Annotated in this window: 18 protein-coding genes and 3 pseudogenes; 14 read left to right on the top strand and 7 right to left on the bottom strand. The window is 68.1% G+C overall.

The genetic code is table 11. The features are described from left to right. The 11 genes and pseudogenes from cysS to ACJ8AT_RS35750 form a co-directional block, all read left to right on the top strand. A pseudogene (gene cysS, locus ACJ8AT_RS35700) lies at positions 1-232 on the top strand (cysteine--tRNA ligase); the annotation flags it as partial. A 69-nt stretch (positions 233-301) separates the two neighbouring features. Then, entirely contained in the window at positions 302-2,005 is a 1,704-nt protein-coding gene (locus ACJ8AT_RS35705; protein WP_407742441.1) for a M28 family peptidase, read from the top strand. A 78-nt stretch (positions 2,006-2,083) separates the two neighbouring features. Further along, entirely contained in the window at positions 2,084-4,180 is a 2,097-nt protein-coding gene (gene uvrB / locus ACJ8AT_RS35710; RefSeq protein WP_407742442.1) for an excinuclease ABC subunit UvrB, read from the top strand. 6 nt (positions 4,181-4,186) lie between these two features. Continuing rightward, positions 4,187-6,127 (top strand): excinuclease ABC subunit UvrC, encoded by a 1,941-nt coding sequence (gene uvrC / locus ACJ8AT_RS35715; RefSeq protein WP_407742443.1) that lies wholly within the window; start codon positions 4,187-4,189, stop codon positions 6,125-6,127. Between the two features lie 140 nt (positions 6,128-6,267). Beyond that, positions 6,268-6,786, top strand: a complete 519-nt coding sequence (locus tag ACJ8AT_RS35720; RefSeq protein ID WP_407742444.1) for a DUF507 family protein — start codon at positions 6,268-6,270, stop codon at positions 6,784-6,786. Positions 6,787-6,864: 78 nt separating this feature from the next. Continuing rightward, positions 6,865-8,469 (top strand): elastin, encoded by a 1,605-nt coding sequence (locus ACJ8AT_RS35725; protein ID WP_407742445.1) that lies wholly within the window; start codon positions 6,865-6,867, stop codon positions 8,467-8,469. 62 nt (positions 8,470-8,531) lie between these two features. After that, the gene (locus tag ACJ8AT_RS35730) at positions 8,532-8,909 is read left to right on the top strand and encodes a hypothetical protein (protein ID WP_407742446.1); all 378 of its coding nucleotides are present in this window, start codon (positions 8,532-8,534) and stop codon (positions 8,907-8,909) included. A gap of 116 nt (positions 8,910-9,025) precedes the next feature. Continuing rightward, a complete protein-coding gene (locus ACJ8AT_RS35735; protein WP_407742447.1) occupies positions 9,026-9,877 on the top strand; it encodes a DUF2381 family protein in 852 nt (283 codons plus the stop codon). Beyond that, complete coding sequence (locus tag ACJ8AT_RS35740) at positions 9,874-11,655, top strand: serine/threonine protein kinase (RefSeq protein WP_407742448.1); 1,782 nt, start codon at positions 9,874-9,876, stop codon at positions 11,653-11,655. Before ACJ8AT_RS35735 ends, ACJ8AT_RS35740 begins: the two co-directional genes overlap by 4 nt. A gap of 149 nt (positions 11,656-11,804) precedes the next feature. Beyond that, entirely contained in the window at positions 11,805-12,992 is a 1,188-nt protein-coding gene (locus tag ACJ8AT_RS35745) for a serine/threonine protein kinase (protein ID WP_407742449.1), read from the top strand. A 40-nt stretch (positions 12,993-13,032) separates the two neighbouring features. Beyond that, positions 13,033-13,101 (top strand): annotated as a pseudogene (locus ACJ8AT_RS35750) (Imm52 family immunity protein); the annotation flags it as partial. 98 nt (positions 13,102-13,199) lie between these two features. Here the strand turns inward: ACJ8AT_RS35750 and ACJ8AT_RS35755 are convergent. Beyond that, positions 13,200-13,313 (bottom strand): annotated as a pseudogene (locus ACJ8AT_RS35755) (di-heme oxidoredictase family protein); the annotation flags it as partial. 144 nt (positions 13,314-13,457) lie between these two features. Here ACJ8AT_RS35755 and ACJ8AT_RS35760 point away from each other — a divergent pair. Together ACJ8AT_RS35760 and ACJ8AT_RS35765 are read left to right on the top strand one after the other, a co-directional pair. After that, positions 13,458-15,077: a Tox-REase-5 domain-containing protein gene (locus ACJ8AT_RS35760; RefSeq protein ID WP_407742450.1), complete on the top strand. Its 1,620-nt coding sequence runs from the start codon at positions 13,458-13,460 to the stop codon at positions 15,075-15,077. Between the two features lie 10 nt (positions 15,078-15,087). Next, positions 15,088-15,828: an immunity 52 family protein gene (locus ACJ8AT_RS35765; RefSeq protein ID WP_407742451.1), complete on the top strand. Its 741-nt coding sequence runs from the start codon at positions 15,088-15,090 to the stop codon at positions 15,826-15,828. Positions 15,829-15,843: 15 nt separating this feature from the next. Here the strand turns inward: ACJ8AT_RS35765 and ACJ8AT_RS35770 are convergent, their stop codons facing one another. From ACJ8AT_RS35770 to ACJ8AT_RS35795, 6 genes are all read right to left on the bottom strand, one after another. After that, on the bottom strand, positions 15,844-17,163 hold the full coding sequence (locus ACJ8AT_RS35770) for a di-heme oxidoredictase family protein (protein ID WP_407742452.1): 1,320 nt from the start codon (positions 17,161-17,163) through the stop codon (positions 15,844-15,846). Between the two features lie 20 nt (positions 17,164-17,183). Continuing rightward, positions 17,184-18,269, bottom strand: a complete 1,086-nt coding sequence (locus tag ACJ8AT_RS35775; RefSeq protein ID WP_407742453.1) for an imelysin family protein — start codon at positions 18,267-18,269, stop codon at positions 17,184-17,186. An 18-nt stretch (positions 18,270-18,287) separates the two neighbouring features. Next, complete coding sequence (locus ACJ8AT_RS35780; protein ID WP_407742454.1) at positions 18,288-19,712, bottom strand: hypothetical protein; 1,425 nt, start codon at positions 19,710-19,712, stop codon at positions 18,288-18,290. A 124-nt stretch (positions 19,713-19,836) separates the two neighbouring features. Continuing rightward, complete coding sequence (locus ACJ8AT_RS35785; protein WP_407742455.1) at positions 19,837-20,745, bottom strand: DUF3108 domain-containing protein; 909 nt, start codon at positions 20,743-20,745, stop codon at positions 19,837-19,839. 30 nt (positions 20,746-20,775) lie between these two features. After that, positions 20,776-22,443: a DUF4091 domain-containing protein gene (locus ACJ8AT_RS35790; RefSeq protein ID WP_407742456.1), complete on the bottom strand. Its 1,668-nt coding sequence runs from the start codon at positions 22,441-22,443 to the stop codon at positions 20,776-20,778. An 18-nt stretch (positions 22,444-22,461) separates the two neighbouring features. Then, complete coding sequence (locus ACJ8AT_RS35795; protein WP_407742457.1) at positions 22,462-23,259, bottom strand: DUF3108 domain-containing protein; 798 nt, start codon at positions 23,257-23,259, stop codon at positions 22,462-22,464. A 354-nt stretch (positions 23,260-23,613) separates the two neighbouring features. On the opposite strand from ACJ8AT_RS35795, the gene ACJ8AT_RS35800 reads away from it, so the two are divergent. Beyond that, positions 23,614-23,826, top strand: a complete 213-nt coding sequence (locus ACJ8AT_RS35800; protein WP_407742458.1) for a hypothetical protein — start codon at positions 23,614-23,616, stop codon at positions 23,824-23,826. The last annotated feature ends 22 nt before the right edge of the window (positions 23,827-23,848 follow it).

A 23,848-nucleotide genomic window follows, 5' to 3' on the forward strand; every position in this document is an offset into this window, starting at 1 on the left:
TGAGCCGGGGCAGTGGCTCCTGCGCCGGCGAGAGCGGGCCGTGCGCGAGCGCGGCATCGACGTGGCGGAGGTGGAGCGGCTCATCGCCCAGCGCAACGAGGCGCGCAAGGCGAAGAACTTCGCCGAGGCGGACCGGCTGCGCACGGAGCTGAAGACGAAGGGCGTGGAGATCATGGACACGGCGGGCGGCACCACGTGGAAGGTGGCGCCGCCGACCACCGAGCCGGCATGACCGGGCAGGGGACCCACCTCGCGGCCGCTTCCTCGGGCTGCGATTGAGCCTGCCGAGGAGCGGAGCTTCATGTTAGGGCTCTGCTTCATGAAGCGCCTGCTGGCCCTGCTCTTCATCTTTCACGCGCTGCCCGCCCTCGCGCAGGGCGTGCCGCTCACCACTCCCGCGGAGAAGGCCGCTTCACAGGCCATCGACGCCAACCTGCTGCGCGGCCACGTGCGCTTCCTCGCGCATGATCTGCTCGAGGGGCGCGGGCCCGGCACTCGCGGGGATGAGCTCGCGCAGGCCTACATCGCTTCCCAGTTCGAGACGGCCGGGCTGAAGCCGGGCGGCGAGGACGGGAGCTACCTGCAGCCCTTCGAGCTCGTGGGCATCACCGGCCACCCGGAGCAGCTCTCCTTCTCCACCGCGTCCGCGCATACCGAGCTGAAGTTCCATGACGACTTCATCGCCGTGTCCGGCGTGCAGGAGCCGGAGGCGAAGCTGGAGGGCTCGGAGCTGGTCTTCGTGGGCTACGGCATCGTCGCTCCCGAGTACGCCTGGGATGACTTCAAGGGGATGGATCTGCGGGGCAAGACGCTGCTCATCCTCAACAGCGATCCAGCGGATGATCCGCAGCTCTTCGCGGGCCGGACGCGGCTCTGGTACGGGCGCTGGGATTACAAGTACGAGCAGGCCGCGAAGGTGGGCGCCGCCGGGGCCATCATCCTCCACACCACTCCAAGCGCCGGCTATCCCTGGCAGGTGGTGCAGACCTCCTGGTCCGGCGAGCAGTTCGAGCTGCCCGCCACCTCCGGGCCGCGCCTCCAGGTGAAGGCCTGGACCACCGAGGAGGCCACCCAGCGCATCGTCCACCTCGCGGGGAAGGACCTGGACGCGCTCGTGGCCTCGGCGCAGAACCGCGACTTCCAGCCCGTGCCGCTCGGGGTGAAGGTCTCCACCCGGTTCTCGACCCAGGTGCGCCGCCGCCCCACCGCCAACGTGCTGGGAGTGCTGCCCGGCAGCGACCCGAAGCTGGCGCAGCAGGTGGTCCTCTACACCGCGCACCACGATCACCTGGGCATGAAGGGGAACGCCAAGCCCGGCGAGGATGCCATCTACAACGGCGCGGTGGACAACGCGTCCGGCGTGGCGGCCCTGCTCTCGGTGGCGCGAGCCTTCCAGGCCCTGCCGAAGCCCCCACGCCGCACCGTCCTCTTCGCCGCCGTGGCCGCGGAGGAGCAGGGGCTCCTGGGCTCGCAGTACCTCTCCGCGCACCTGCCCGTTCCCCCGGGCCGCATCGCCACCAACCTCAACATCGATGGCGTGAACATCCTCGGGCGCACGCGAGACGTCACCGTCATCGGCCTGGGCAAGTCCAGCCTCGATCCCATCATCACCGGGCTGGCCAAGGCGCAGGGCCGCACCGTGAAGGCGGATCAGCTCTCCGACCGGGGCTTCTTCTACCGCTCGGATCAGTTCGCGTTCGCGAAGCTGGGGATCCCCGCGGCGTATTTCGGCAGCGGCATGGACTTCATCGGCCGGCCGGAAGGGTGGGGCAAGCAGCAGCGCGAGCAGTGGGAGGCCAAGCACTACCACCAGCCCTCGGATGAGCTGCGCCCCGAGTGGGACTTGAGCGGAGCCGTGGAGGACGTGCGCCTGTACTTCCTCCTGGGCGCCCATGTGGCTCGGGCGCCCGAGGGGCCTTACTGGAACAAGGGAGACGAGTTCGAGGCCCCCCGGTTGGAGTCCCTCAAGGCGGCCGAAGCTCTGGAGGCGAAGGGGGCGAAGTAGCCCCGCGTCCGTCCGCTGGCGGGCAGGCATGCAGGAAGTGCCAGCCTGCTGTGCTGTCGGGTGTTAAATGTCCGGGCCATGCCGGACTTCCAGATCGTCAGTGACCATAAGCCGGAGGGCGACCAGCCGAGGGCCATCGCCGAGCTCACCGAAGGGGTGGTGCGCGGGGATCAGTACCAGACCCTGCTGGGTGTCACCGGCTCGGGAAAGACCTTCACCATGGCGAACGTCATCGCCAACGTGAAGCGGCCCACGCTCATCATCGCCCACAACAAGACCCTGGCCGCCCAGCTCTATGGCGAGTTCAAGGAGGTCTTCCCCAGCAACGCCGTCGAGTACTTCGTCTCGTACTACGACTACTACCAGCCCGAGGCCTACGTCCCCTCGTCGGACACCTTCATCGAGAAGGACTCGTCCATCAATGACGAGATCGAACGGATGCGCCACTCGGCCACCCACAGCCTGCGCATCCGCGATGACGTGATCATCGTGGCCAGCGTGTCCTGCATCTACGGCCTGGGCACCGCGCGCTCCTACGTGGACATGGCCATCACCGTGAACCTGGGCGCCGAGCTGGGCCGGGACGCGCTCATGCGCCGGCTGGTGGAGGCCCAGTACGAGCGCAACGACTTCGACTTCCACCGAGGCACCTTCCGCGCCCGCGGTGACACCGTGGAGATCTTCCCCGCCTACGAGGAGGAGCGCGCCGTCCGCATCAGCTTCTTCGGCGACGAGGTGGAGAAGATCACCGAGTTCGATCCGCTGCGCGGCCTCACGCTGGGCGCGCTGGAGAAGATCGTCGTCTTCCCCGCCAGCCACTACGTGACGGAGGTGGACACCCGCAAGCGCGCGCTCCAGACCATCCGCGACGAGCTGGCCGAGCGGCTCCAGGCCTTCAAGAGCGAGGGCAAGCTGCTGGAGGCCCAGCGGCTGGAGCAGCGCACGATGTTCGATCTCGAGATGATCGAGCAGGTGGGCTTCTGCAATGGCATCGAGAACTACTCGCGCCACTTCTCGGGCCGCGCTCCCGGCGAGCCGCCCCCGTGCCTGATCGACTACTTCCCGCGCAACATGCTCGTCATCATCGACGAGAGCCACCAGACGATTCCGCAGATCGGCGCCATGTACCGCGGCGATCGCTCGCGCAAGGAGACGCTGGTGGGGTACGGCTTCCGCCTGCCCAGCGCCCTGGACAACCGCCCGCTCAAGTTCAACGAGTTCGAAGGCATGGTGCAGCAGGCCCTCTTCGTCTCCGCCACCCCCTCCGAGTACGAGCTGCAGAAGAGCAAGGGCGTGGTGGTGGAGCAGATCATCCGCCCCACCGGCCTGACGGATCCCGAGGTCGAGGTCCGCCCCGCCTCCAACCAGGTGGACGATCTGCTGGAGGAGGTCCGCGTCCGCATCTCCCGCCAGGAGCGCGTGCTGGTGACGACGCTCACCAAGCGCATGGCGGAGGACCTGACCGAGTACTTCACGGACGTGGGCGTCAAGGTCCGCTACCTGCATTCGGACATCGACGCCATCGAGCGCACCGCCATCATCCGAGACCTGCGCAAGGGCCTCTTCGACGTGCTGGTGGGCATCAACCTGCTGCGCGAGGGCCTCGACATCCCCGAGGTGTCCCTGGTGGCCATCCTCGATGCCGACAAGGAAGGCTTCCTGCGCAGCCACGTGTCGCTGATCCAGACCATGGGGCGCGCGGCCCGTAACCTCAACGGCCACGTCATCATGTACTCGGATCAGATGACCGACTCGATGAAGAAGGCCATCGAGGAGACTGACCGCCGCCGCGCGGTGCAGAAGGCCTACAACCAGGAGCACGGCATCACCCCGCGCTCGGTCAAGAGCGCCATCCTGGATCTGTCCGCCCAGCACTACGACGCCGACCCCATGGCCCTGCCCATGGCCGCCGATGCCGAGAACGATCTGCTCATCCCCCAGGAGATCAAGCGCCTCATCGGGGAGTTCACCAAGGACATGCAGCGCGCCGCCGACGAGATGGAGTTCGAGAAGGCCGCCCAGTTCCGCGACCGCATCGTCCTGCTCAAGGAGATGGATCTGGGCCTCAAGCCGCCCAGCCGCTCGCTGCTGGCCGCCCCGCCCAAGCCCGCCGAGAAGGACACCCCCATGAAGGGCCGGCGAGGCAACGCGGCCAAGGGCCGGAGGAGGCGCTAGCCCACCATGGACGCCCGGCTCCAGGAGAAGCTGGACGCACTGCCCACCGAACCCGGCGTGTACCTGATGAAGGACCGCCGCGGCCAGATCATCTACGTGGGCAAGGCCATCAACCTGCGCAACCGCGTGCGCTCGTACTTCACCCGGACCGGGGATACGCGCGTCTTCGTGTCGATGCTCGACTCGATCCTCGAGGACATCGAGACGGTGCTCGTCCACAACGAGAAGGAGGCGCTCCTCCTCGAGAACGAGCTGATCAAGAAGCACAAGCCGCGCTTCAACGTCCTGCTCAAGGACGACAAGCAGTTCATCTCCTTGCGGCTCGACCGGACCCAGGACTACCCGCGGCTGGAGGTCGTCCGGAAGTACGAGCGGGATGGGGCGCGCTACTTCGGGCCCTACTCGAGCGCCGGCGCCATCCGGGAGACCCTGCGCCTCATCAACCGCTACTTCCGCCTGCGGACCTGCACGGACCACGTGATGGCCAACAGCAAGCGCCCCTGCCTGCTCTACCAGATCGGCCGCTGCCCGGCGCCCTGCGTCTACCCGGTGCCGCCCGAGGAATACCGCCGCAGCGTGGACGAGGTGGTGCTCTTCCTGGAGGGCAAGGCCAGTGAGCTGGTGGATGGAATCAAGGGCCGCATGAAGAGCGCCGCGTCCGAGCTGAAGTTCGAGGAGGCCGCGCGCTTGAGGGATCAGCTCCTGGCCATCGAGCGCAGCCTCGAGCGCCAGAAGGTGGCCACCACCGACTTCAAGGATCAGGACGTCTTCGCCCTGTACCGCCAGGGTGACCGGATCATGTTCTACGTCCTCTGGGTGCGGCAGGGCCGGCTCAACGGCGGCCAGGCCTTCCCCTTCGGCAGCCAGGAGTTCCCTGACGAGGAGCTGCTGCCCTCCTTCGTCAACCTCTACTACGATCAGGGCAGCTTCGTGCCCGAGGAGGTGCTGCTGCCGCTCGAGCCCGAGAGCCTGGAGGGCCTGGAGGCCCTGCTCTCCGAGCGCAAGGGCGCCAAGGTCCGCGTCATGGTGCCCAAGCGCGGCGAGAAGCACGAGCTGGTGCTCATGGCCGCCAAGAACGCCGAGCAGGCCTTCATCGAGCGCAAGCGCTCCAAGGACGAGACCGACGCGGCGCTCTCCAAGCTCCAGCAGAAGCTCAACCTGCGCAACTACCCGCGCCGCATGGAGTGCTTCGACATCTCGCACTTCCAGGGCTCCAGCATCGTCGCCTCCCAGGTCGCCGTCACCGATGGCGAGGCCGACAAGTCCCGCTACCGCCGCTTCAAGATCAAGACGCTCGAGAAGCAGGACGACTTCGCCAGCATGTACGAGGTGCTCTCCCGCCGCCTCAAGCGCGGCCTGGAGGAGAAGGATCTGCCGGATCTGCTCGTCATCGACGGCGGCAAGGGCCAGCTCGCCAGCGCCCACGCCGCCATGAAGGACCTGGGTGTCGAGAAGGTGGACGTTGTAGGCCTGGCCAAGAGCCGCGACCAGGAGGTGTTCGATCGCGACGAGGAGAGCGCTCGCAGCCCTGAGCGCGTCTTCGTGCTCGGCCGCAAGGATCCGATCATCCTCCCGCAGAACTCCGCCGAGATGTTCATGCTCACCCGCATGCGCGACGAGGCCCACCGCTTCGCCATCACCTACCAGGCCAAGGATCTGCGCAAGAGCCGCATCCGCTCTGCCCTGGAGGACATCCCCGGGGTGGGAGAGGTCCGCCGCAAGACACTGCTGCGCCACTTCGGATCACTCAAGCGGGTGCAGGAGGCCACCATCGAGGATCTGGCCGAGGTGGTCGGTCCCTCGGTCGCCGAGCGGGTCCACGCCGCCCTTCACGGCCACCCCGAAGAGGACGAGGCCGACCCCATCCGGGAGGCCTCCCTGGCCGACGCTGGCGCCGCCGTGGACGAAAAATCCTCCGAAGGAGGGTCGCCAGCCGGTTCGGCGTGATTAATTTTCTGCTCGGGAATTTCGAGAGAAAAGTAAGCCGGAACCATGCGGTTTCCGGGGTTTTTCATTGCGGCTGGGCGCGGCGCTGATTTATAGCGATCGCGTTAGACGGTACGCAAAAGAGGGTGAGGGAGCGACACATGAGGCTCTATCCGAAGGTGATCCCGATCATCTCGCGGGAGTGCATCCAGCTGCTGATGCAGGACGGGGATATCGAGGTGGAGCCGATGCGGGTGGCCGACGCGGAGATGGATCTGTCGGCCATCATGCGCGAGTACCTGGCCAACGAGGAGCGTGTGAACCAGGCGACACGCGAGGCGCTGGAGCGTCGCGGGTACGACTACTCCAAGTTCAACCAGGTCAAGCGCGAGATGGCGGATGTGCGCGGCTTCAAGATGGGTGACGAGGGGATCGAATACGTCATCAATCAGATGATCGAGTTCCTGCTGATCAGCCGGAACGTCGAGGAAGTGTTCGCCGCCGACAATGTCCTGCGCTCGAAGATCCACCAGGTGATGAAGAAGCACCTGGACGTGGACGACGAGATCGACAAGGAGGCCCGCTCCCGCCTGAAGCACCTGCAGGAGGGCACCAGCGCCTTCGACATCGAGTACAACAAGACGGTGGAGCAGATCCGCCGGGCGCGCGGCCTGATCTAGCGGCGCCTGCATTCCCCCGCACCGCTGCCTACCTTGTGTGGAAGGGAGGCAGCGATGGCGGGTTCTCTTCTAGGTGTCATGGTGGCAGGTCTCCTGGCCGCTGCGCCGGCAGGAGACTTCACGTTCGAGGGCCATGAGGCCAGTGCTCGGACGACGTCCTCGGTGGGCTTCTTCGCCCAGGGGACAACCCCGTACCCCAACCTCTATGAGCGAGGCCTCGGCTCGGCGACGCTGACCGTCGAGGACCGGGTGGGCACGCCGGGGGCGACCTACGGAGACAAGGCTCGGTTGGAGGCTCAGTTCCGGCTGGGAGGGACGGAGTACCGGGTGGAGCTCAACGAGCCCGGTTTTCCGCCCGTGCAGGCTTCCGGGGGCGCGGCTGCTCCCTCGTCTGTGCCTCGGCCGGGCTACCCCGTGGACGGCGGGGTGATCCTGGATCGGGACATGAATGGCTCCAGTGGCCTGGGCTGGCCGTTCACGACGCGGGTGCACGCGGCCATCGCCGTGTGGGGCGTGGGGAGCGTCTGGCGCAATGGCCAGCTCCTCACCGACACCGCGGTGATCCAGGCCAACGCGCTGTCCCACGGCGCGTTCACGGATGATGAGTCCCACCAGCCGCTCCCGGTGGCGCGCGAGGGGGACACGGAGTTCGAGGTGCTCGCGTGGAACCTGCCTCCGTCCGCCGAGCCGCGCGGCTTCATCCAGTTCTCCTTCGACGATGTGGAGATCGAGCTCGGTGGGCGCACGGTGAAGTCCGTGGCGGCGCTGCCGAGCGTGATGACGGTGGACTCCATGGGCCCCATGGCGGTGTTCGGCGGGGTGGGGCAGAACGGTACGTTCGTGCCGTCGGCTCCGACGCCGCAGCAGGCCCAGGGCACTGGCGGTGCCGGCTTCGACTTCAACGCGGCGCCCGTGACGGGGACTCCGGGCGGCCCGGTGACTCCGGTGAGCCCGGGGACGCTGGGCGGGCCTCTCTCACCGGCGCCGCTCGCCGTGCCGGGCGTGAGCGTGGGCACGGAGGCGACTCGCGTGGGGACGGCGTCTACGGCGGTGCCGGGAGTGCCCGGGCAGCCCATCAGCGGGCCGGTGACGACCGCGACGCTCGTGGGGCCTGGGGCGGTGACGCCGGATACGATCAGCGGCACCTTCCCCACCACGGGCGCGCCGACGCCTGCCGCGAACATCTCGGGCGTCATGCCGGGCACGCCCGCTCCGGGCTCCGCGCTCGCGGCGCAGCAGCCGGTGCCTACGGGGGCTCCGGCTCCCGGTGGCGCCGCGGAGTCGGGTGTGGCGCTCGGCACGACGCCTCCGACGCTGTCCACCGCGGGGACCTTCACCGTGCCGATCTCTCCGCCGAACTTCACCAACTTCGCGGGCACGGGCCAGGTGAGTCCGGGCATCGTCGCCACCGCGCCGCCGATCGGCTCGGATACGACGATTCCCACGCCGCCGCTGCTGGGCTCTCCCGCGCCGCTCACCGCCGCGTCCGCGCCGCCGCTGCTCGGCACGCCCGCGCCGCTCAATGCAGCGCCCCCACCGGCGCTGATCACAGCTCCCGCCCCGGGCAACGTGACGCCTGGAGCGGCCACTTCGGCTCCAGTCACTTCGGGCACGACGCTGGTGACGCCTCCCTCGAGCCCGCCCGCCTCGCCGGGCGGTACGGGAGTGCCTCCCTCCATCTGACGCGAGCAGGCACGGAGCGGGCGAAAAATTGACCGTTCGCTACGTGCCTGTAGCTTCAGCGCATGTCGATGTCCGTCACAGCCTTTGCCGTGCCCGCGACTTCGCGCCCCACCAGCGAGAACCCGCTGAGCGAGGCGATGGAGAACCTGGCGAGGGTGCTGCCTGCGCGTACGGATGCGTCGGTGCTGGTGGATCTCCTGGGGGATGATCTCCGCGAGGGGCTCGATGCCCTGGGAGACGTGGAGTGCCACTTCGCCGACGTGCTCGATGCCATGCGCATGGAGCGGCCTTCGCCGTTCACGCTCGTCTCCGTGGGAGATGATCAGCTCGTCCTCGAGCGGCTCGAGGTCCTGGATCGCGTGGTGACCCAGGTCCGGCGCCGGCTCTCGCAGGCCGCGGGGATGATGCGCCAGCTGCCGCTGCCGCTCGGGGACAGCTGAGCGAAGTGGAAGCGCCGCGCTCCCGAGCAGAAGAAGCGCGGCGCCTCGACTGCCTCACCGTGGTAGCGAGGAATCGCCCCGGGTAGTAGGGTGCCTACCTGGGAGGTTACGCACCCTTGTCCGTATCTGCGACGGTGGCCCTGGTGCTCATCCTGGGAGGAACAGGAGCGCAAACCCAGCCCGCGCCAGCCCGTGAGCGGCGAGAGCGCTCCGTGACCCTCTCCGGCACTCCCCTGGAGGTGCATGTCGCTCAGGGGATTCGCACGGTGTTCCTGTTCGGTGTCCCCGTCCGGGGTAAGGCCGTCGAGGTGGACAGGGGGCGGATCCAGATCGTGGACTCGGGTGAGCGGTCGATCATCATCCAACCCCTGAGCGAGCCCCAGGCCGGTGAACGCTGGACGATGCGTGTACCGCTGGCGGAGGGAACCTCCTTCGAGCTGGCCGAGTTCACGCTCGTTGCGACTCCCGCCGAGGTGGACACGGAGATCGACGTGGCTGTGAGCGAGCGGCGGGACGCAGGGTGTCAGGCCGCCTGCGCGCCATGTGCCGCCGCCATGGGGCCCGTGGACGCCGTCATCTCTGGCCTCATCGACCAGGAGGGCATCCGAACCGCCACGTTTACTGACTTCACCGAAACCGAGCGTGGCTTTAAGTCGCACGATGGAGTGTCCTATCGCGCGTGGAACTGGGGGCTGGTGGACGTGAAGATCACGCTTCCTCCTGGGCACCAAGCGTGGAAGCTGACCCGCGCCACGTTGATGGGTAAGACTGGTGAGGTGCCGGTGCGGGCCGTGAAGACAGTTCCAGACCCGGAGGACCCTACCTCGGTGAGGGTGCTCGTGGCAGCGGACATCCCGCCAGAGGGAGCAGGCACGGAATTCACCCTGCAATTGCATGGCGCGGAGGGGGCTCCTCCCTTTTCGATTCCCACGGTGAAGCTGCCGCCAGCCAACGAGGGTCATCAATGATTGGAGCGGTGGAGCTGCAACCTGGCACTCTCGTGGACGGGTGGCAGATCGTCCGGGCCCTGCGCACCGGCGGCTTCGGTGCCGTCCATCAGGCCGAGAAGCACGGCAAGGCGGTCGCGCTCAAGGTGGCCCTGCACCGCGAGCAGAGCGGCGACACGGGCAGGACGCATGCACGCGCGCTGCGCGAGGTGGCCACCCTGCTGATGATGGACCACCCCAATCTCATCAAGGCGCGGGGGTTCGGGTACTTGCCGGATGGCCGTGTGTACCTGGTGCTGGAGTACGTGGACGGCTGGACGCTGGGCGACTGGCTGGAGCGCATGCACCCCACCTTCCGCGAGCTGGTGCACGTCTTCTCCCGGATTGCCGAGGCCGTGGCCTATATGCACGCGCGGGGCGTGCTTCACCGGGACCTGAAGCTGTCCAACGTGATGATCCGCAAGAGCGACGGGGAGCCCCTCATCATCGATCTGGGCTGTGCGACCTACGTCAACGCCGAGGAGCTGACCACCACGCCGTTACCCCCGGGCACTGAGCGCTACCGCGCGCCCGAGGCGCGGAAGTTTCTCCACCAGCGGGGGCGCAAGCGTGGGGCGCGTTACCCGTTCCAGGTGGCGGATGAGCTCTTCGCCGTGGGGGTGATGCTCTACGAGTTGCTGACGGACCCGCTGCCGGCCCAGGACCACCCGCGGCCCGATTTCGCGGATCCGTTGGCGAACCTGCTCCCGCCCCGGCAGGTCAACCCCCGCGTACCGGAAGCCTTGAGCGTGCTGGTGGAGGGGCTGCTCGCGCACGATCCAGCGCGACGGCCGGAGAGCTTCGAGACACTCCGGCGCAAACTGACGGAGCTGGCAGGGCACCAGGGGCCGGAGTACGCGGGGGAGGTACATCCGCCCTCGGCGCAGAGACAGCCCGCCCCCGGCCAAGGCAGGCAGGCCGAGCCAGCGAAGTACCGGGGTCGCAAGCCATGGGTGTTCACGGGCGTGGTGGCTGCCGTCATGCTGGCGGCGGCGGCGGCCGTGGGACTGGCGCGTGGACACAGCCCCTCGCCTCCGCTGCCGGCTGCGCCAGGAGTCCCAAGTCCTGGCCCCGCACTGCCCTCTATGAATTCCTCGCCTGGGTCCACGCCCGCTCCAGCGCCAGCGCTCGGCCCAGCTCCCACAACTCCTGCCACTGCACCGGAGGAAGGACCCACCGTGAAGCTCAAGCCGCCAGCTGCTCTCCCGTCAGCACGTACCGTACGCGCGCCGAAAGCAGCCTCCGATCCAGGCAAGCCCGGCTCCCCGGCCTGGTGCAAGGCCGTGCCCCTGGCAGTTGCCCTCGCCCAAGGGTGCGCGTCCGCCCAATTCAGACCCCCCGAGAACTTCGAGTGCCCGCCCGGGGCCGTTGCAGCCATGAAGAAACTGGGCTGGCGCTTTGGTGCGTACGAGTCAAGAATCAGGATCAGGCTTGACGAAAGAGGCCCGGACGATGGCTCTTACTGGCTGACTCTTGGGCCAGTGGTGGGTGTCGTTACGGATCAGTTCGGGAGAGATCTGTTCCCGGCCGGTATGCTGCTCAGCGGCAGGCTCTATGTCACCGAGAAGTCGAAAGAATATCCCCTCGGTAGGCTCATCGGCTTTTACGACCACGTCGAGATCCAGGGCAGAGGGAAGTTTCCGGTGTGTCTCGCCACCTTCAACCCCATCCCGGTGCTGGAAGCCAAGGGCGACACAGTCAAGGCGCAAAGCATGGCGACTGTGGTCCCGAGAAGGGCATGGGAGGGCCTGAAGGAGTAGACACGCTCCGGCAGGCGCCCTTGGCGGTGGAGGGGGGCGGCGGAATTGTGTCCTGACAACCTGCTCCGTTGTTCACTTGACCCCAACGTACGGGGTAGTGTGGTGCTGTCGCGCGGCACTCCGCTCGCGCCTCTAGGAGCTTCCATTCCATGGCCATGGCCCAAGGTCCCCAGCGCCCCGAGGGCGTGATCCTCTTCTCTCACGGCGGGTTCTCGTATGCGTTCGTGCGCGAGCTGGCGCTGATGAACCACGGCGAGACGGTGATGCTCGTGCAGCAGTACTCACGCCAGGGCCCCGAGGGCCAGTACATCGTCCGCAGCCTGCCAGCCACCTCGCACCTGTACGGGCCCGAGGCGCTCGCCCGGATCCGCTCGCGGCTGGAGGAGGAGGTGCGGCTGGCCTCCTATCTCGAGCACCCCAACATCGCGCGCATCTTCGGGCGGGCCGAGGCGCAAGGCGTGCTCTACGTCCTCTCCGAGCGCGTCCCGGGGATGACGCTCAACACCCTGGTCACTGAGGCGATGCTGCGCGGGGCCCGCCTGTCCGCGGCCTTCGCGCTCTACGTGGGCGCCGAGGTGGCCAGTGCCCTGCACCATGCCCACTCGCGCACGGACGAGCAGGGGCGCCCGCTGGGCATCATCCACCGCGACGTGAACCCCGCCCGGATCTCCCTGCGGCCGGACGGCCGGATCAGCGTGGCGGACTTTTCGCTGGCGCGCTCGCTGCTGCCGGGCCGGGTGGCCACGTCTCTGCCGAGGCCGCGAGGGGAAGCCTATTACGCCGCGCCCGAGGCGCTGCTGGGCGAGCCGATGGATGCGCGCTCGGATCTGTTCGCGCTCGGTCTGGTGCTGCTGGAGCTGGTGAGTTGGAAGGGCCTCTACAGCACCGCCACCCTGCGCGCCGAGGACATGGAGGCGGCGCTCACCCCCGAGGTGCGGCCCCAGGTGTTTGCCGCCCTCACCACGGCGATGCTGGCCAACCTGCCCGAGCAGGTGGACGAGTACATTCTGCGAGCGGCCACGTACTCGGCCCAGGAGGTGGAGGAACTCACGGAAGAAGTCTCCCCCCCGCTGCGCTCCATCTTGCGAACGTTGCTCCAGCGGAGCCCGGAGGATCGTTACCCGTCCGCGGCGGCGTTGGAGGAGGAGCTGCGCAAGGGGCTGGCCGAGCTGGGAGCGCCCTACGGAGCAGCCGAAGCAATCGCCGAGGTCCGCAGCCTGTCGGCTCAGGCCAAGATACACAAGGGCGTGGGCGGCCCCATGACACAGGACTCCGCATCCCTGGAGCACAAGCTGTCCGCTGATCACGTCACCACGACGCCAGGCCGCTCTGCGTAATGCCGGGCGGAGCAAGCTGTCCCATAACTGGGGCAGTCTCATGATCGAGACGTATTACATCGGCGCTTACTGGGGAGCGCGGAAGGAGGACGCTGAAGCGTGCGCTCGGCGTCTGGCGACTAGCGGGTCCGAGAGTTGCTGGACCGCGCGGGGCTACTCAAAGCCAGACCCGCGCAGCCCTCGAAGCTGTAACAGGCCGGCACGGGCTCAGAGTGAGCCCAGGAACTTCACCAGCGCCGCGCGATCCTTCGCCGGCAACGTGCGGAATTTCTCCCGAGCGTGCTCGGCCTCGCCGCCGTGCCAGAGGATGGCCTCCTCCAGCTTGCAGGGAGCCTACATCCTCAATCAGTGGGAGGCGGGAGGCTCACGCGGCGTCACCCAGCGGGGCGTGGTCTTCCTGCCAGCAGCGGTTTCTACTGCTCACTGACTCCGCATGGGTCCTGGTGAGCGGAGGGGGGAGAACACATGAGCTCAGGCCGCTTCCACCTGCTCCATCGCTGCGGTACTCGGCATTGGGGGATGCTGGTGCTCTGGGGAGTGTTGGCGGGCTGCGCCAGCGGCAAAGCGGACATTCCCCTGGGCGCGAGGGTGGAGTTCGAAAACCTGCGCTACCGGCCCGCCACCCCACAGCCCATGCCGAACACGGCGGCACGCGAGAAGGCTCAGCTACAGCCCACGTCCGCTCTCGCGGCAGTGGCTGGCGGTGGCCCCACGGGGATGGTGACGCGGGCGGTGTTGGGCGGCGTCCGGGCTCTGGACGCCTTCGACGCAGTGCTGGTGCTGGCCGGGCTGGACAACCCCGAGGCGCTACCCCTGCCCGAGGCGCCCCTCACCCCCGAGGACGCAGCGGCTCTCTATGACGAGTTGCTGGACAAGCCCGTCCCCCTGGCCCAGTTCGGTCCTCGGTTGGTGGCCTCCTACCTGTTGCGCGAAGCCATGGAGGCAGAAGAGGAATTGCCCCGGGAGGTGCTGCTCCAGCGGGTGCAGCGCTTCCAAGGGCTGGCGGTGCTGAGGCCCGATGGTTACCTGGCGTGGGCGCTCACCGGACAGACGCAGCAGCACGTGGCCGAGGTGGAGTGGAAGGACGGCGCCTTCCGGGCTCACGCCTTCGAAGTGGGCCGCTTCTACTCGGGCCGCAACGGCATGGCCTTCTTCGCAGTGGATGAGCAGCTGCGGGACAACAAAGCCTCCGGCGTGCTGGCCGAGGTGTACGACGACGCGGACATTATCAGCCGCACGCTGGACGGAGCCGAGGCCTCCTACGTGGAGTTGGCGCTGTCCATCGGCAAACTGGTGAGCCACCCCATGCAGAGCGCCGAGGACTTGAAGCACCTGCCCTCCGCCCTGGCCGCTCTCCTGGAGACCTCGCCCGAGTACCTGGAGCGCTTCCGGTTGATGACGCGCGGAGAGCAGATCCGCGCGCTGTCGAAGCTGGGCACCACGCTGCTGTCCACGTACGGAGCGGCGGGAAGCACCACCCGGACGGTGGGGGCGGTGGGCCGTGGGCTGGAGTCCCTCTCCGTGCCCGCACTCACGTTGACGGTGGAAGGGGCGCTGGTGGTGGAGCGGGTGGTGGTGCCAGCCGGGCGCGTGGTGACGGCGCTGAGCGGCGGGCCGGGAGCGGCCATCATCCTCCATCGCGCTGGCGACGCGGCCAAGGGGCAGCCCGCGGCTCCGGAAGGTCCCGGAGAATGGGGACCGGCTAACGAATCCATGAGCAAGCGCTCGGCGCGCTACCAGGAGCAGATCACCGGTCACTCGACCAGCGAGGCGTACTGGGTGGGTGGCAAGGACTTGAAGAGCGGCGGGGTGAAGCTCGATGGCTTCAAGGACGGGACATTGCTGGACGCGAAGGGGCCTGGCTACGCCAACAAGTTCAACGACAACCTCACGCCCAAACCTTGGTTCAAGGAATCAGGGGCCAGGCAACTCATCAAGCAGGCCCAACGCCAGCTTAAGGCAGCCTCGGGCGTGCCCATCCGCTGGCACGTGGCGGAGCAGAAGGCGGCAGACGCCATCCGCGAGCTACTGAAGGGCGAGAAGGTGCGGGGGATTGAGGTGGTCTACACACCCGCGCTGCAATAAGCATCGCTCTATGATCGAGACGTATTACATCGGCGCTTACTGGGGGGCCCGGAAGGAGGACGCTGAAGCGTGCGCTCGGCGTCTGGCGACTCTGGTCCAGTTGCTGGCGCCAGTGGATCCGCTCTTCGCCAGTTGGTTCAAGGGCTCGAAGTCCCTCAAACAGTCGCTGACGCGCCCGCTGGAACTCGAACTCTCCAGTCTCCAGAAGTACATCCAGCGCAATCTCATGCGCGACGACCGGCGCCAGCCCATGGAAGATCTGGGCTTCAATTTGGGTCTGTGGAATGGGCGCCAGGGAGGGAACGACGCCTGGCTGAGCATTGGCTGCGGGGGGTATTGGGAGCAAGTGAGCAACCGGTGTGTTCTCAGAGCGCCTGATGAAGGGCCTGGCTCAGAGCGGGTCCTGACCACCGCCTTTCAGACTCAAGCGCTGCGGGCGCTTGCCACCGCGTGGGACCCAGACTGGGGTGCGGCGGTCTCCAACGTCCACCGTGACATCATCGAGAAGAAGTCCCCGGACATATGGGTAGGCTGGGTGACCTACCTCTCGCGCCGACTGGGCCGCGTGCCCCCGCTCCCCGCGCCGGTGCGCATCGAGCCCGTGGAGGATCAGGGCACGCTCATCCTCCTCACCCCCGAGCTGTTTACGGCCTCCAACCCCGAGCATGTCGCCCTGGCCGAGCGGGTCCGAGAGTTGCTGGACCGCGCGGGGCTACTCAAAGCCAGACCCGCGCAGCCCTCGAAGCTGTAACAGGCCGGCACGGGCTCAGAGTGAGCCCAGGAACTTCACCAGCGCCGCGCGATCCTTCGCCGGCAACGTGCGGAATTTCTCCCGAGCGTGCTCGGCCTCGCCGCCGTGCCAGAGGATGGCCTCCTCCAGCGTCCGGGCGCGGCCATCGTGCAGGTAGCTCGCGTACGGGAGCACCGTCTGCGTCAGCCCAAGCCCCCACAGCGGCGCGGTTCGCCACTCGGTGCCGTCCGCCGCTCCATCCGGCCGCCTGTCCGCGAGCCCCTCGCCCATGTTGTGGAGCAGCAGGTCCGTGTACGGGTGGATCTCCTGGTGGGCCAGCTCCGGCAGCGGGCTGTCTCCAGTTTTCAGCGTGTCGCGGTGGCACTGCTCGCACCCAACCGATTTGAACAGCTCCTCGCCGTGCTGCACCTCCGCGTCCTCGAGGCCCGTGCGTCCCGGCACGCCGAGCGACTGCGCATAGAAGATCGCGGCCTCCAGCGTCTCCTGCGGCAGCTCGAACGAGCCATCGGACTCGGGGTTGAGCGAGTTCGAGATGCCCATGTCATTGAAGTAGGCGTCGGCCGACTGCTGGAACAGGTTGGGGCTGTTGGCCTTCAACCCGAACCGCCCCGGCGCCAGCGCCTGGGCCCGAGCATCCCAGACCTGGTTGAGCCGCCCGGAGATGCCATCCTTGTTGTGATCGTCCGGATCCTCCAGAGAACGCAGCGTGGACACGTCCACGGCCTCGAGCAGCCCCAGCCCGAAGACGGGAGGCGGCAGGCGCAGCGAGGTGAGCATGTCCGCGGGCGGAGTGGAGCCATCACTCGGAGCGATGTGGATGCGCGGGCTCCGCAGGCCGTAAGCCGTGCCGTCGCCATACGTGCCCGAGCTCTCCTCCCACGACAGCGTGACGGAGGCCGCGGGCGTGGCGCCATAGACGGCCTGATCCCGGATCTGAAGACCCAGGCCTGGCACCGGCACGGCGCCATTCAGGTGGTTCGGCGTACCCTCGGGCAGGCTGACGCGCACGAGCAGCTGCGTGCGCTGGGGCCCGGGGCCCATCACCGGCATGCCCCGGCCGTTGCGCAGGTGGCAGCCGTTGCACGAGTTGTTGTTGTAGATGGGCCCGAGCCCCGGGTTCACCGGAGCCGGCCCGGGGACGAACACCGCCGCGAAGGCCGCATCGCCCGCGCGGTGGCGCGCGAGATCCTCCTCGGAGAGGTTCGGTGCCGGCTGGGCATAGGCGAGCGAGGTGCGATCATCAATGGTGGTCGCCCCGCCCGCGCGAGGAGGCTCCGGCTCGCCGCAGCCCGAGAACAGCGCCACCGTGGCGCACAGCGTGAAGATCCGTCGCATGGTGTGTCCCCCCAACGCACTCACCGAGAGGTGAGCGGCTTGATCTCTTGCTCGAACGTGGACTGGGCCTTGCGGATGGCGGCCTGCGCGGCCTCGATCTTGTCCGCCGCGGCGGGATTCCGGATCGAATCGCGGAAGGGCTCAGGGATCTGGCCCAGGGCCGTGATGGCGTCCGTCAGCTCCTGGCGGACGAGCGCATCCAGCTCTGGCTTCTCGGACTGCACGAGATCCGAGAGCGTGCGCCCGTGCGGCGTCGCGCCCGGCAGGTGCCCGAGGTAACCGTTCTCCACGCTGCGGATGTTGTTGGCGAAGTCGGTGAGCGAGGTGTAGGCGAACTGGCTCTCCACCAGCTCCGGATCCTTCGCGTCGTACGGATCGGCGATCTTCCCGTTGGCCACCTCGTCGAGGATGCCAATCATGCCGCCCACCATCTCCTGGGCCGCGGCCTCCACGGACGGGTAGGCGGAGTTGCCCGCCTGGCCCGCGTTGGCCAGCACCTCCCGGTACGGCGGGTGGCCATCCACCGACTGCGTCCAGGAGTTCGCCAGCGCGGCTCCAATGCCCTTCACCTCGGCGGAGATGGCCTTGAGGTAGTCGAACTGGCGCTGGGTGAAGTCCCCGGTCTTCTTCGTGCGGCCTTGGCCAAAGAGCAGGTACTCCACCGTGTGGAAGCCCTTCTGCGTCTCCTGGAGGTTGTGCACGTACTGAGGGGTGAAGGCGTCATTGCTGGCCAGCACCGCGTCCAGATCCGAGCGGTTCACCGGCCAGCTGTCGATGGCTGGATCGTAACCGTAGGACTCCACCGGGCCAAAGAGGAAGGCCTCGCTCTGCTCCCAGGGGACACGCGCCGCGAGCCAGGCCTCCTGGGCCGCGTTCAGCCTGGCGTCGGTGGGGTCTGCCGTGAACGCCTGGACCGCGGTGTCCAACTCGCCCAACCGCGTGGCGAGCTGCTGGTAGGTGGCCACCACCACGTCATCCGTGAAGTGGGTGATGATCTCCGGATCGAACGAGGGCTGGGTCTGGCCACCACCCTCGGAGCCACAGGCCGCCAACGCGAGCGCGCCGGCGAGCGTGAGGGAACGGAAGGAGAAGCGCGAGAGTGTCATGAGGTCATCCTCCAGGGATCAGTAGTCGAAGCCGGTCGAGACCCGGACGGTGTTCTCGGGCCGGAAGCGTGAGGAGTCACCGAGGCGGCGGTGACTGAAGTCGAGCTTGGCGAAGGCCACTCGGGCCAGGGTGTACGACGTGCCCACCGTGTAGATGGAGCGGGTGAAGCGCGGGTTGTCGAAGAGCTCGGTGCGCGGGTGGAACATCGAGTCCGCGTAGTCGAAGCGCACGAAGGGCTCGAGCCGGTGGTCACTGCCGAGCCCGAGGCTCGGGGCGATGTTGAAGCCCAGCTCGCCCCAGATGGCCAGGGCGTGCTCGGCCACCGGGGTGCGCAGCACGTTCAGCAGGGTGGACAGGCGCGCGTTGCGCGCGGAGATGTCATCCGCGTTCTGCAGGTAGCCCCACATGGCCATCGCCTTGGCGCGCCACGGGCCCCGGTCCACCGACAGGTGCGCGTCCAGCAGCAGCAGCGGCGCGGAGACGTAGCCGCACGGCGCCACCTCGCGATCATTCGCCTCCTCGCACGCCTTCACCAGGTCCGGCTTGGGGCGGTTGCGCGTGGTGTCCCCGTAGTAGGCAGAGCCCCCGAAGACGAACCCCTCGAAGCGGGAGACGTCCGCGCGCAGCACCGCGGCGAGATCCGTGGCGCGGTTCAGCTCGAAGCGGTGCTGGTGCCCCAGCGCCACCCAGTGCTGGGAGCTGAAGGCGGTGGAGTCCAACCCGTTGACCACCTGCGCCGTCAGCGTCAGGCCGCCCTCCAGCTTCGCCTGCGCCTGCACGCCCATCTCGTCCCAGGTGTTGGGGATGATCAGCGTCTCCGCCTCATCGCGGAGGGTGCCCAGGTAGTCCGTGGGCCGGTACCACGCGCTCAGCGTGCCCACCGCCACGTAGAAGCGCCCGGCCTGCACCGAGAAGTGCTCCCCGAAATTCTTCTTCAGGTAGAACTCCTCGACCAGGGCCTCGCCGCCCTTCTCGACTTCCTGCTCGTACTCGCCGAACTCCTCGTACTCGAGCTCCGTCGCCGACCCCGTGCCGCCGTGCTCGAATTCGATCTCGATCTCGGCCTCGAGCCCGTATTGGGGCAGGCCGCCCTCCAACTCCAGCACCAGCCGCGTGGTGTCGAACGCCAGCCGCGAGTCCTTCTGCGAGCCCCCCTCGCGGTTCTGGTTCTCCCCGTAGTTGAAGTAGGCGAACTGCAGATCCCCGTAGCCGCCGAACCTCAGGTGGAGCGGGGGCCGCTTCTTCTTCTCGTCCTCGTCGTCCTCGTCGCCGTCGTTGTCCCAGCCCTCGTGCGCCTTCGCCGGGTACGGCGCCAGCACGCGCCCCGGCTCCGCGGGCGCTTTCTCCTCGGGCTTGCGCTCCGGCTCCTCGGCGCGGGCGGGGAAGGCGCCAAGCACGGCGGCGGCACACAACAGGGCGGGAGCCAGGCGAGGGGAGCGCATCGGAATGGCGCGAACCCTACCCGAAGCGCTTTTGATTTTGCAAATCGGAATCAAATTGGGGGCAAAAAAAGCTCCCCACGCGGGGGAGCAGGGTCCACCATCGGTCAGCGCTCGCGGCCGCTGGTTACCACTTGAGCTCTTCCTTGCCCTTCTGGGCGCGCTTCTCCTTCTCGCCCGGGCGCGTGTAGGCGGTGAGCGTGGCGCGCACGGCGCCCAGATCCAGGGTGCCCACGGCCACCAGCGGCAGGCGGCGCGCGTCGTCGGAGATCCACACGTGCACCTCGCGCTTCTGCGTGGGCTTGTCGATCCGCACCGCGGTGCCGTTCAGGTACCACGCGTCGAACTGGCCGAGCGGCAACGAGATGTGCTCGCGCTTCACCACCGTGCCGCTCAACCGCCACAGCCGGCGGATGCCGTACACGTCGAAGCACACGGGCAGGCCCTCCTTCATGGGCAGCTGGCGCATCAGGTAGATGGCGCCGGCCACATCCAGCCCGTCCTTGTCGTAGGTGTAGTCGTAGTGGCCCGGCGGCTTGGCGTCGATCAGGTAGTCCACCTTCACCGAGCGATCCTTGGCGCCGAAGGCCACATCCACCTTGCGGTGCACCTCGTTCTCCGTGGCGTCCTCGGTGTAGCGCGAGGGCCGCAGCGTGCGCGGGTGCAGGTAGCTGGTGCTCACGCCCTTCACGCGCCGCACCTTGGAGAAGAAGGTGTTGGTCTGCGCCTCGACCTGGATGGGCAGGGAGCCCTTGTCGATGGGCTGCACCTTCATGGTCAGCTTCCCCGCCTGCGCGCCCAGGGCGTCCAGATCGAACTCGAGCAGCTCGCCGGGCATGAAGGCCAGGGGCGTGTGCAGCGCGGGCAGCGGGTTGGGGCAGGCGGGCACGGGCTCGGCCGGAGTGGCCGGCGGGGCCATGTCCTGCGACGGTGGAACGTCCTGGGCCGAGGCCTCGGAGCCCGCGGGCTTCTGGGCCTGTGCGGCGGTGGCCACCAGAACGAGGCTGGCCAGGAGAATGGAGCGCATGCGGTTCATCCTGCTCTCAGGAAGGCGGGGAAACGGGTTTCAAGGTCGGACGCCAGGGCGCTTCGCATATTCGGAGGACTCCCAGCGCTTGCGCAGGCGGGTGGTCAGGTCCTGCCGGACTTGTACCCATTTTTCGACATCCTGCTCGATTTCATAGCCCGAGCGAGCGAGCCTGCGCGCGAGCGACCGGGCGGACTCCTCATCCCCGAGCCGCGCCAGCAGGTGCAGGTACTCATAATCCTCCAGGCCATCGCGGATCTGTTTGAGCCGCAGGGACACCACGGGTTGATGCCCCTGGGTGCCCAGTCGCTCCGGAGTCCCAGGGTAGAAGAGGGTGCCGTCGCCGTTGCCACCGAACTCGAAGACATCCTTCCACGGATCCTTCGTGTTGTAGGCGAAGACGGTGTCGTAATAGAGCTCGCCGTCCACGCCGGCGAGGAAGGCCAGCGGCCCCATGGCCCGGTTGAGCGTGGCCGGGTGATCCACCATGTACGAGGCCCAGCCGCTGTAGACGCGCTCGATGGTGGGATCCGCCGCCGGGCCGCCCGTGCAGCCCTGTGAGTTGCAGCTCTGGTACCACCACACCCGCGCCCCCGCCGGGAGCTTGGCCCGCAGCTTGTCGATGGGCAGCACGTTGCGGCAGGTCTGCGGCCCGGGGCGGGGGAAGAAGCAGTTGAGGGTGGGCGAGAGGATGTCCGCGGAGTCACGCAGCGAGTCATCCAGCGGCGCGGTGACGAGCACGGGGATGCCATGGCCCGCCGCGCGCACCCGCGAGGACTGCGCCTTCACGAGCGGCACGTCCTCCGGCTTGGGCTCGTCCTTGGTGTAGAAGAAGAGCTGCGCCGTCCAGCCCTTGCTTCGGAAGTGCTCGGCGAAGGCGCGGTAGTACGCCACCTTCTCCGAGTCGGTGCTGCACTGGCGGGAGTCGCGCACCTCGGCGGTGGTGAAGCGCGCGCCCGAGGGAAGGATGCTCCCGTCGAGGAAGGGCGTCAGCTCCTCGTCATACGCGCGGAAGTCCACCACCGCGCGGCCGTCCTCGAAGCGCACCGGCGGCGGCGTCATGCTCATGCCATGCGCGCTGAGGCGGTGCTCCAGCAGCGTCCGAGCGTAGGCGCGCAGCAGCTTCCGGGCCTCGGGAGACTCCGGAGACAGCCCGTGGCCCTTGGCGATGCTGTAGAGCGAGATGCCGAAGCTCGTCGGCAGCGAGGCCGTCGCCGGCAGCACGAAGGGCTGGACCTCCACGGTGAAGGGCACCGCTGGCACCGCGACTCCGTCCGCCTTCACGCGCAGCTCGCCATGGTACGTCCCGGGCTCTTGCGCCTCGGGCGTGCACACCTCCACGTAGAGGATGGCGGGCAGCGAGGGCTCTCCCGGTGTCTCCACCGGCACGAGCGGATCCGGCCAGGGCCCCGTGGCACCCTGGCTATTGGAGGGAGTCTTCACATCGATGAAGGCCTCGCGCCACAGCGAGGCGGGCAGCGCGGCCCCGGGCCCCTTCAGCGAGAGGGGAGCCGCCGTCACCCGGCGGACGTTGCCGGGGAGCACCACTTGCGTGCCTTCACACTCGCCGCGCGCCACGCTCAGCCGGGCCTCGGAGGAGCCCTCCACCGAGACGCCCGGCCTCACCTTCACCAGCGAGGACACCACCTTCGGCCCCGGCGATGCGGCCAGCACCGCCGTGAGCGCCCACGCCCATCCCGCTCCCATACCCCCACCTTCCGCGGCCTAGCCGCCTGTCTCGTCGTTCATCGCCACCAGACGGCCCTGCTTGTACTCGGACAGCTCCGCCACGATGGAGCCCAGCACGAAGTCCGCCTCGATGCGTACTGGCACGTGGCTGGGGTCCGTCGTGATGTACGCGACGATGTCGCGCTGGGCCTGGAGCTTCCCGGAGAACTCCGTCTGGAACTTCACGCGGAAGACCTCGCGCTCCCCGAGCGCCGTCTTCATCCGCTGCCGTCCGTCCACCTTCGCGCGCAGCAAGAAGCTCTTCAGGCCCGTGAAGACCGGGTAGGTGTACTCCTGGCCCTCGACGAGCTCCCGGTTGCGCAGCGCGAACATGGCGCTCGCCAGATCCATGGCTCCGGCGGGCACCTCGTGGGTGGCCTCGACGGGCTCGGCGCCCTCTTGCTGCTTGATGACGTGCGCGGTGAGGCCATCGTCCTGCAGCTGGATGCGCTGGCGGCGCCGCTTGTTGTTCTCGTCCACGAAGAAGTCACTGCCCAGCGAGCGCTGGCCTCCGGCGTGCCAGTAGGTGACGAACTTGTCCTTGATGGGCCACGCGCCAATCACAGGGTCCGACTTCGCCAGCGAGATGATGGGCCACACCTGCTGGCCCCACTGCTTCATCGGCGCGCCGACGGTGATCTGCGCCGTGCCCGCCGTCACCCCGAGGTACTGGACGCGATACAGCGACTGCTCCCCGGGACCGAACGCCTGGTGGAGCTCCTGGGCCGTGGCCACACGGGAGAACATCATCGCTGACAGCAGGGCCACGATCGCATCGCTGAACCGCCTGTGCATGTTGTGCTCCTGGACTCGGGGTCCCGCCCTGCCTTGGTGAAAGGCCGGGCGAATGTAGGTAGTCCGCTTTGGCGCCGCCAACCGCTCCGGCTTCCACCATCCCACTGGCGTGCACTTCCCTGGACGACAGGGCAGCTCCCATCATTCAACGGGAGGCACTCCTCTGGGTAGGCGTGAGTAGTAGAGACCCCCCGAGGCCCGCCTACACCCCTGGACAGCGAGCGGAAGGGCAGCGCCGCCGCGTGGGAGCCCCACCCCCGGCGTGAACGAGATGGAGCGCCCCAGGGACACCGCTGGTAGCCTGCGCGGCACGGAGCCCGGTGCGCCGGGCCCAGACAGAGGAGGAGCCAGGCCATGCATGACTTCGACGCGAGCGATGACGACGACAAGGGGAAGAAGGGCAAGTCGGGCAAGGCGATCAAGGAGTTCGACTGTCCGTCGTGCAACGCCAACAACCCCACGGACGAGCCCATCACCGACGGGGCCGAGCTGCGCTGCAACTACTGCGGCAATGACTTCCTGGTGACCTTCACCGACTCGGGCCGCATGCGCTTCAAGGAGCTGTAGCCGCCGGAGGGTCCGGGGCGGG

The organism is Hyalangium sp. (assembly GCF_045802625.1).
Lineage (GTDB): Bacteria > Myxococcota > Myxococcia > Myxococcales > Myxococcaceae > Hyalangium.

Coding starts and splice junctions, on each gene's coding strand:
- ACJ8AT_RS35705 (WP_407742441.1), top strand. CDS start 302: ATGTTAGGGCTCTGCTTCATGAAGCGCCTGCTGGCCCTGCTCTTCATC.
- uvrB (WP_407742442.1), top strand. CDS start 2,084: ATGCCGGACTTCCAGATCGTCAGTGACCATAAGCCGGAGGGCGACCAG.
- uvrC (WP_407742443.1), top strand. CDS start 4,187: ATGGACGCCCGGCTCCAGGAGAAGCTGGACGCACTGCCCACCGAACCC.
- ACJ8AT_RS35720 (WP_407742444.1), top strand. CDS start 6,268: ATGAGGCTCTATCCGAAGGTGATCCCGATCATCTCGCGGGAGTGCATC.
- ACJ8AT_RS35725 (WP_407742445.1), top strand. CDS start 6,865: ATGGTGGCAGGTCTCCTGGCCGCTGCGCCGGCAGGAGACTTCACGTTC.
- ACJ8AT_RS35730 (WP_407742446.1), top strand. CDS start 8,532: ATGTCGATGTCCGTCACAGCCTTTGCCGTGCCCGCGACTTCGCGCCCC.
- ACJ8AT_RS35740 (WP_407742448.1), top strand. CDS start 9,874: ATGATTGGAGCGGTGGAGCTGCAACCTGGCACTCTCGTGGACGGGTGG.
- ACJ8AT_RS35745 (WP_407742449.1), top strand. CDS start 11,805: ATGGCCATGGCCCAAGGTCCCCAGCGCCCCGAGGGCGTGATCCTCTTC.
- ACJ8AT_RS35760 (WP_407742450.1), top strand. CDS start 13,458: ATGAGCTCAGGCCGCTTCCACCTGCTCCATCGCTGCGGTACTCGGCAT.
- ACJ8AT_RS35765 (WP_407742451.1), top strand. CDS start 15,088: ATGATCGAGACGTATTACATCGGCGCTTACTGGGGGGCCCGGAAGGAG.
- ACJ8AT_RS35770 (WP_407742452.1), bottom strand. CDS start 17,163: ATGCGACGGATCTTCACGCTGTGCGCCACGGTGGCGCTGTTCTCGGGC.
- ACJ8AT_RS35775 (WP_407742453.1), bottom strand. CDS start 18,269: ATGACACTCTCGCGCTTCTCCTTCCGTTCCCTCACGCTCGCCGGCGCG.
- ACJ8AT_RS35780 (WP_407742454.1), bottom strand. CDS start 19,712: ATGCGCTCCCCTCGCCTGGCTCCCGCCCTGTTGTGTGCCGCCGCCGTG.
- ACJ8AT_RS35785 (WP_407742455.1), bottom strand. CDS start 20,745: ATGAACCGCATGCGCTCCATTCTCCTGGCCAGCCTCGTTCTGGTGGCC.
- ACJ8AT_RS35790 (WP_407742456.1), bottom strand. CDS start 22,443: ATGGGAGCGGGATGGGCGTGGGCGCTCACGGCGGTGCTGGCCGCATCG.
- ACJ8AT_RS35795 (WP_407742457.1), bottom strand. CDS start 23,259: ATGCACAGGCGGTTCAGCGATGCGATCGTGGCCCTGCTGTCAGCGATG.
- ACJ8AT_RS35800 (WP_407742458.1), top strand. CDS start 23,614: ATGCATGACTTCGACGCGAGCGATGACGACGACAAGGGGAAGAAGGGC.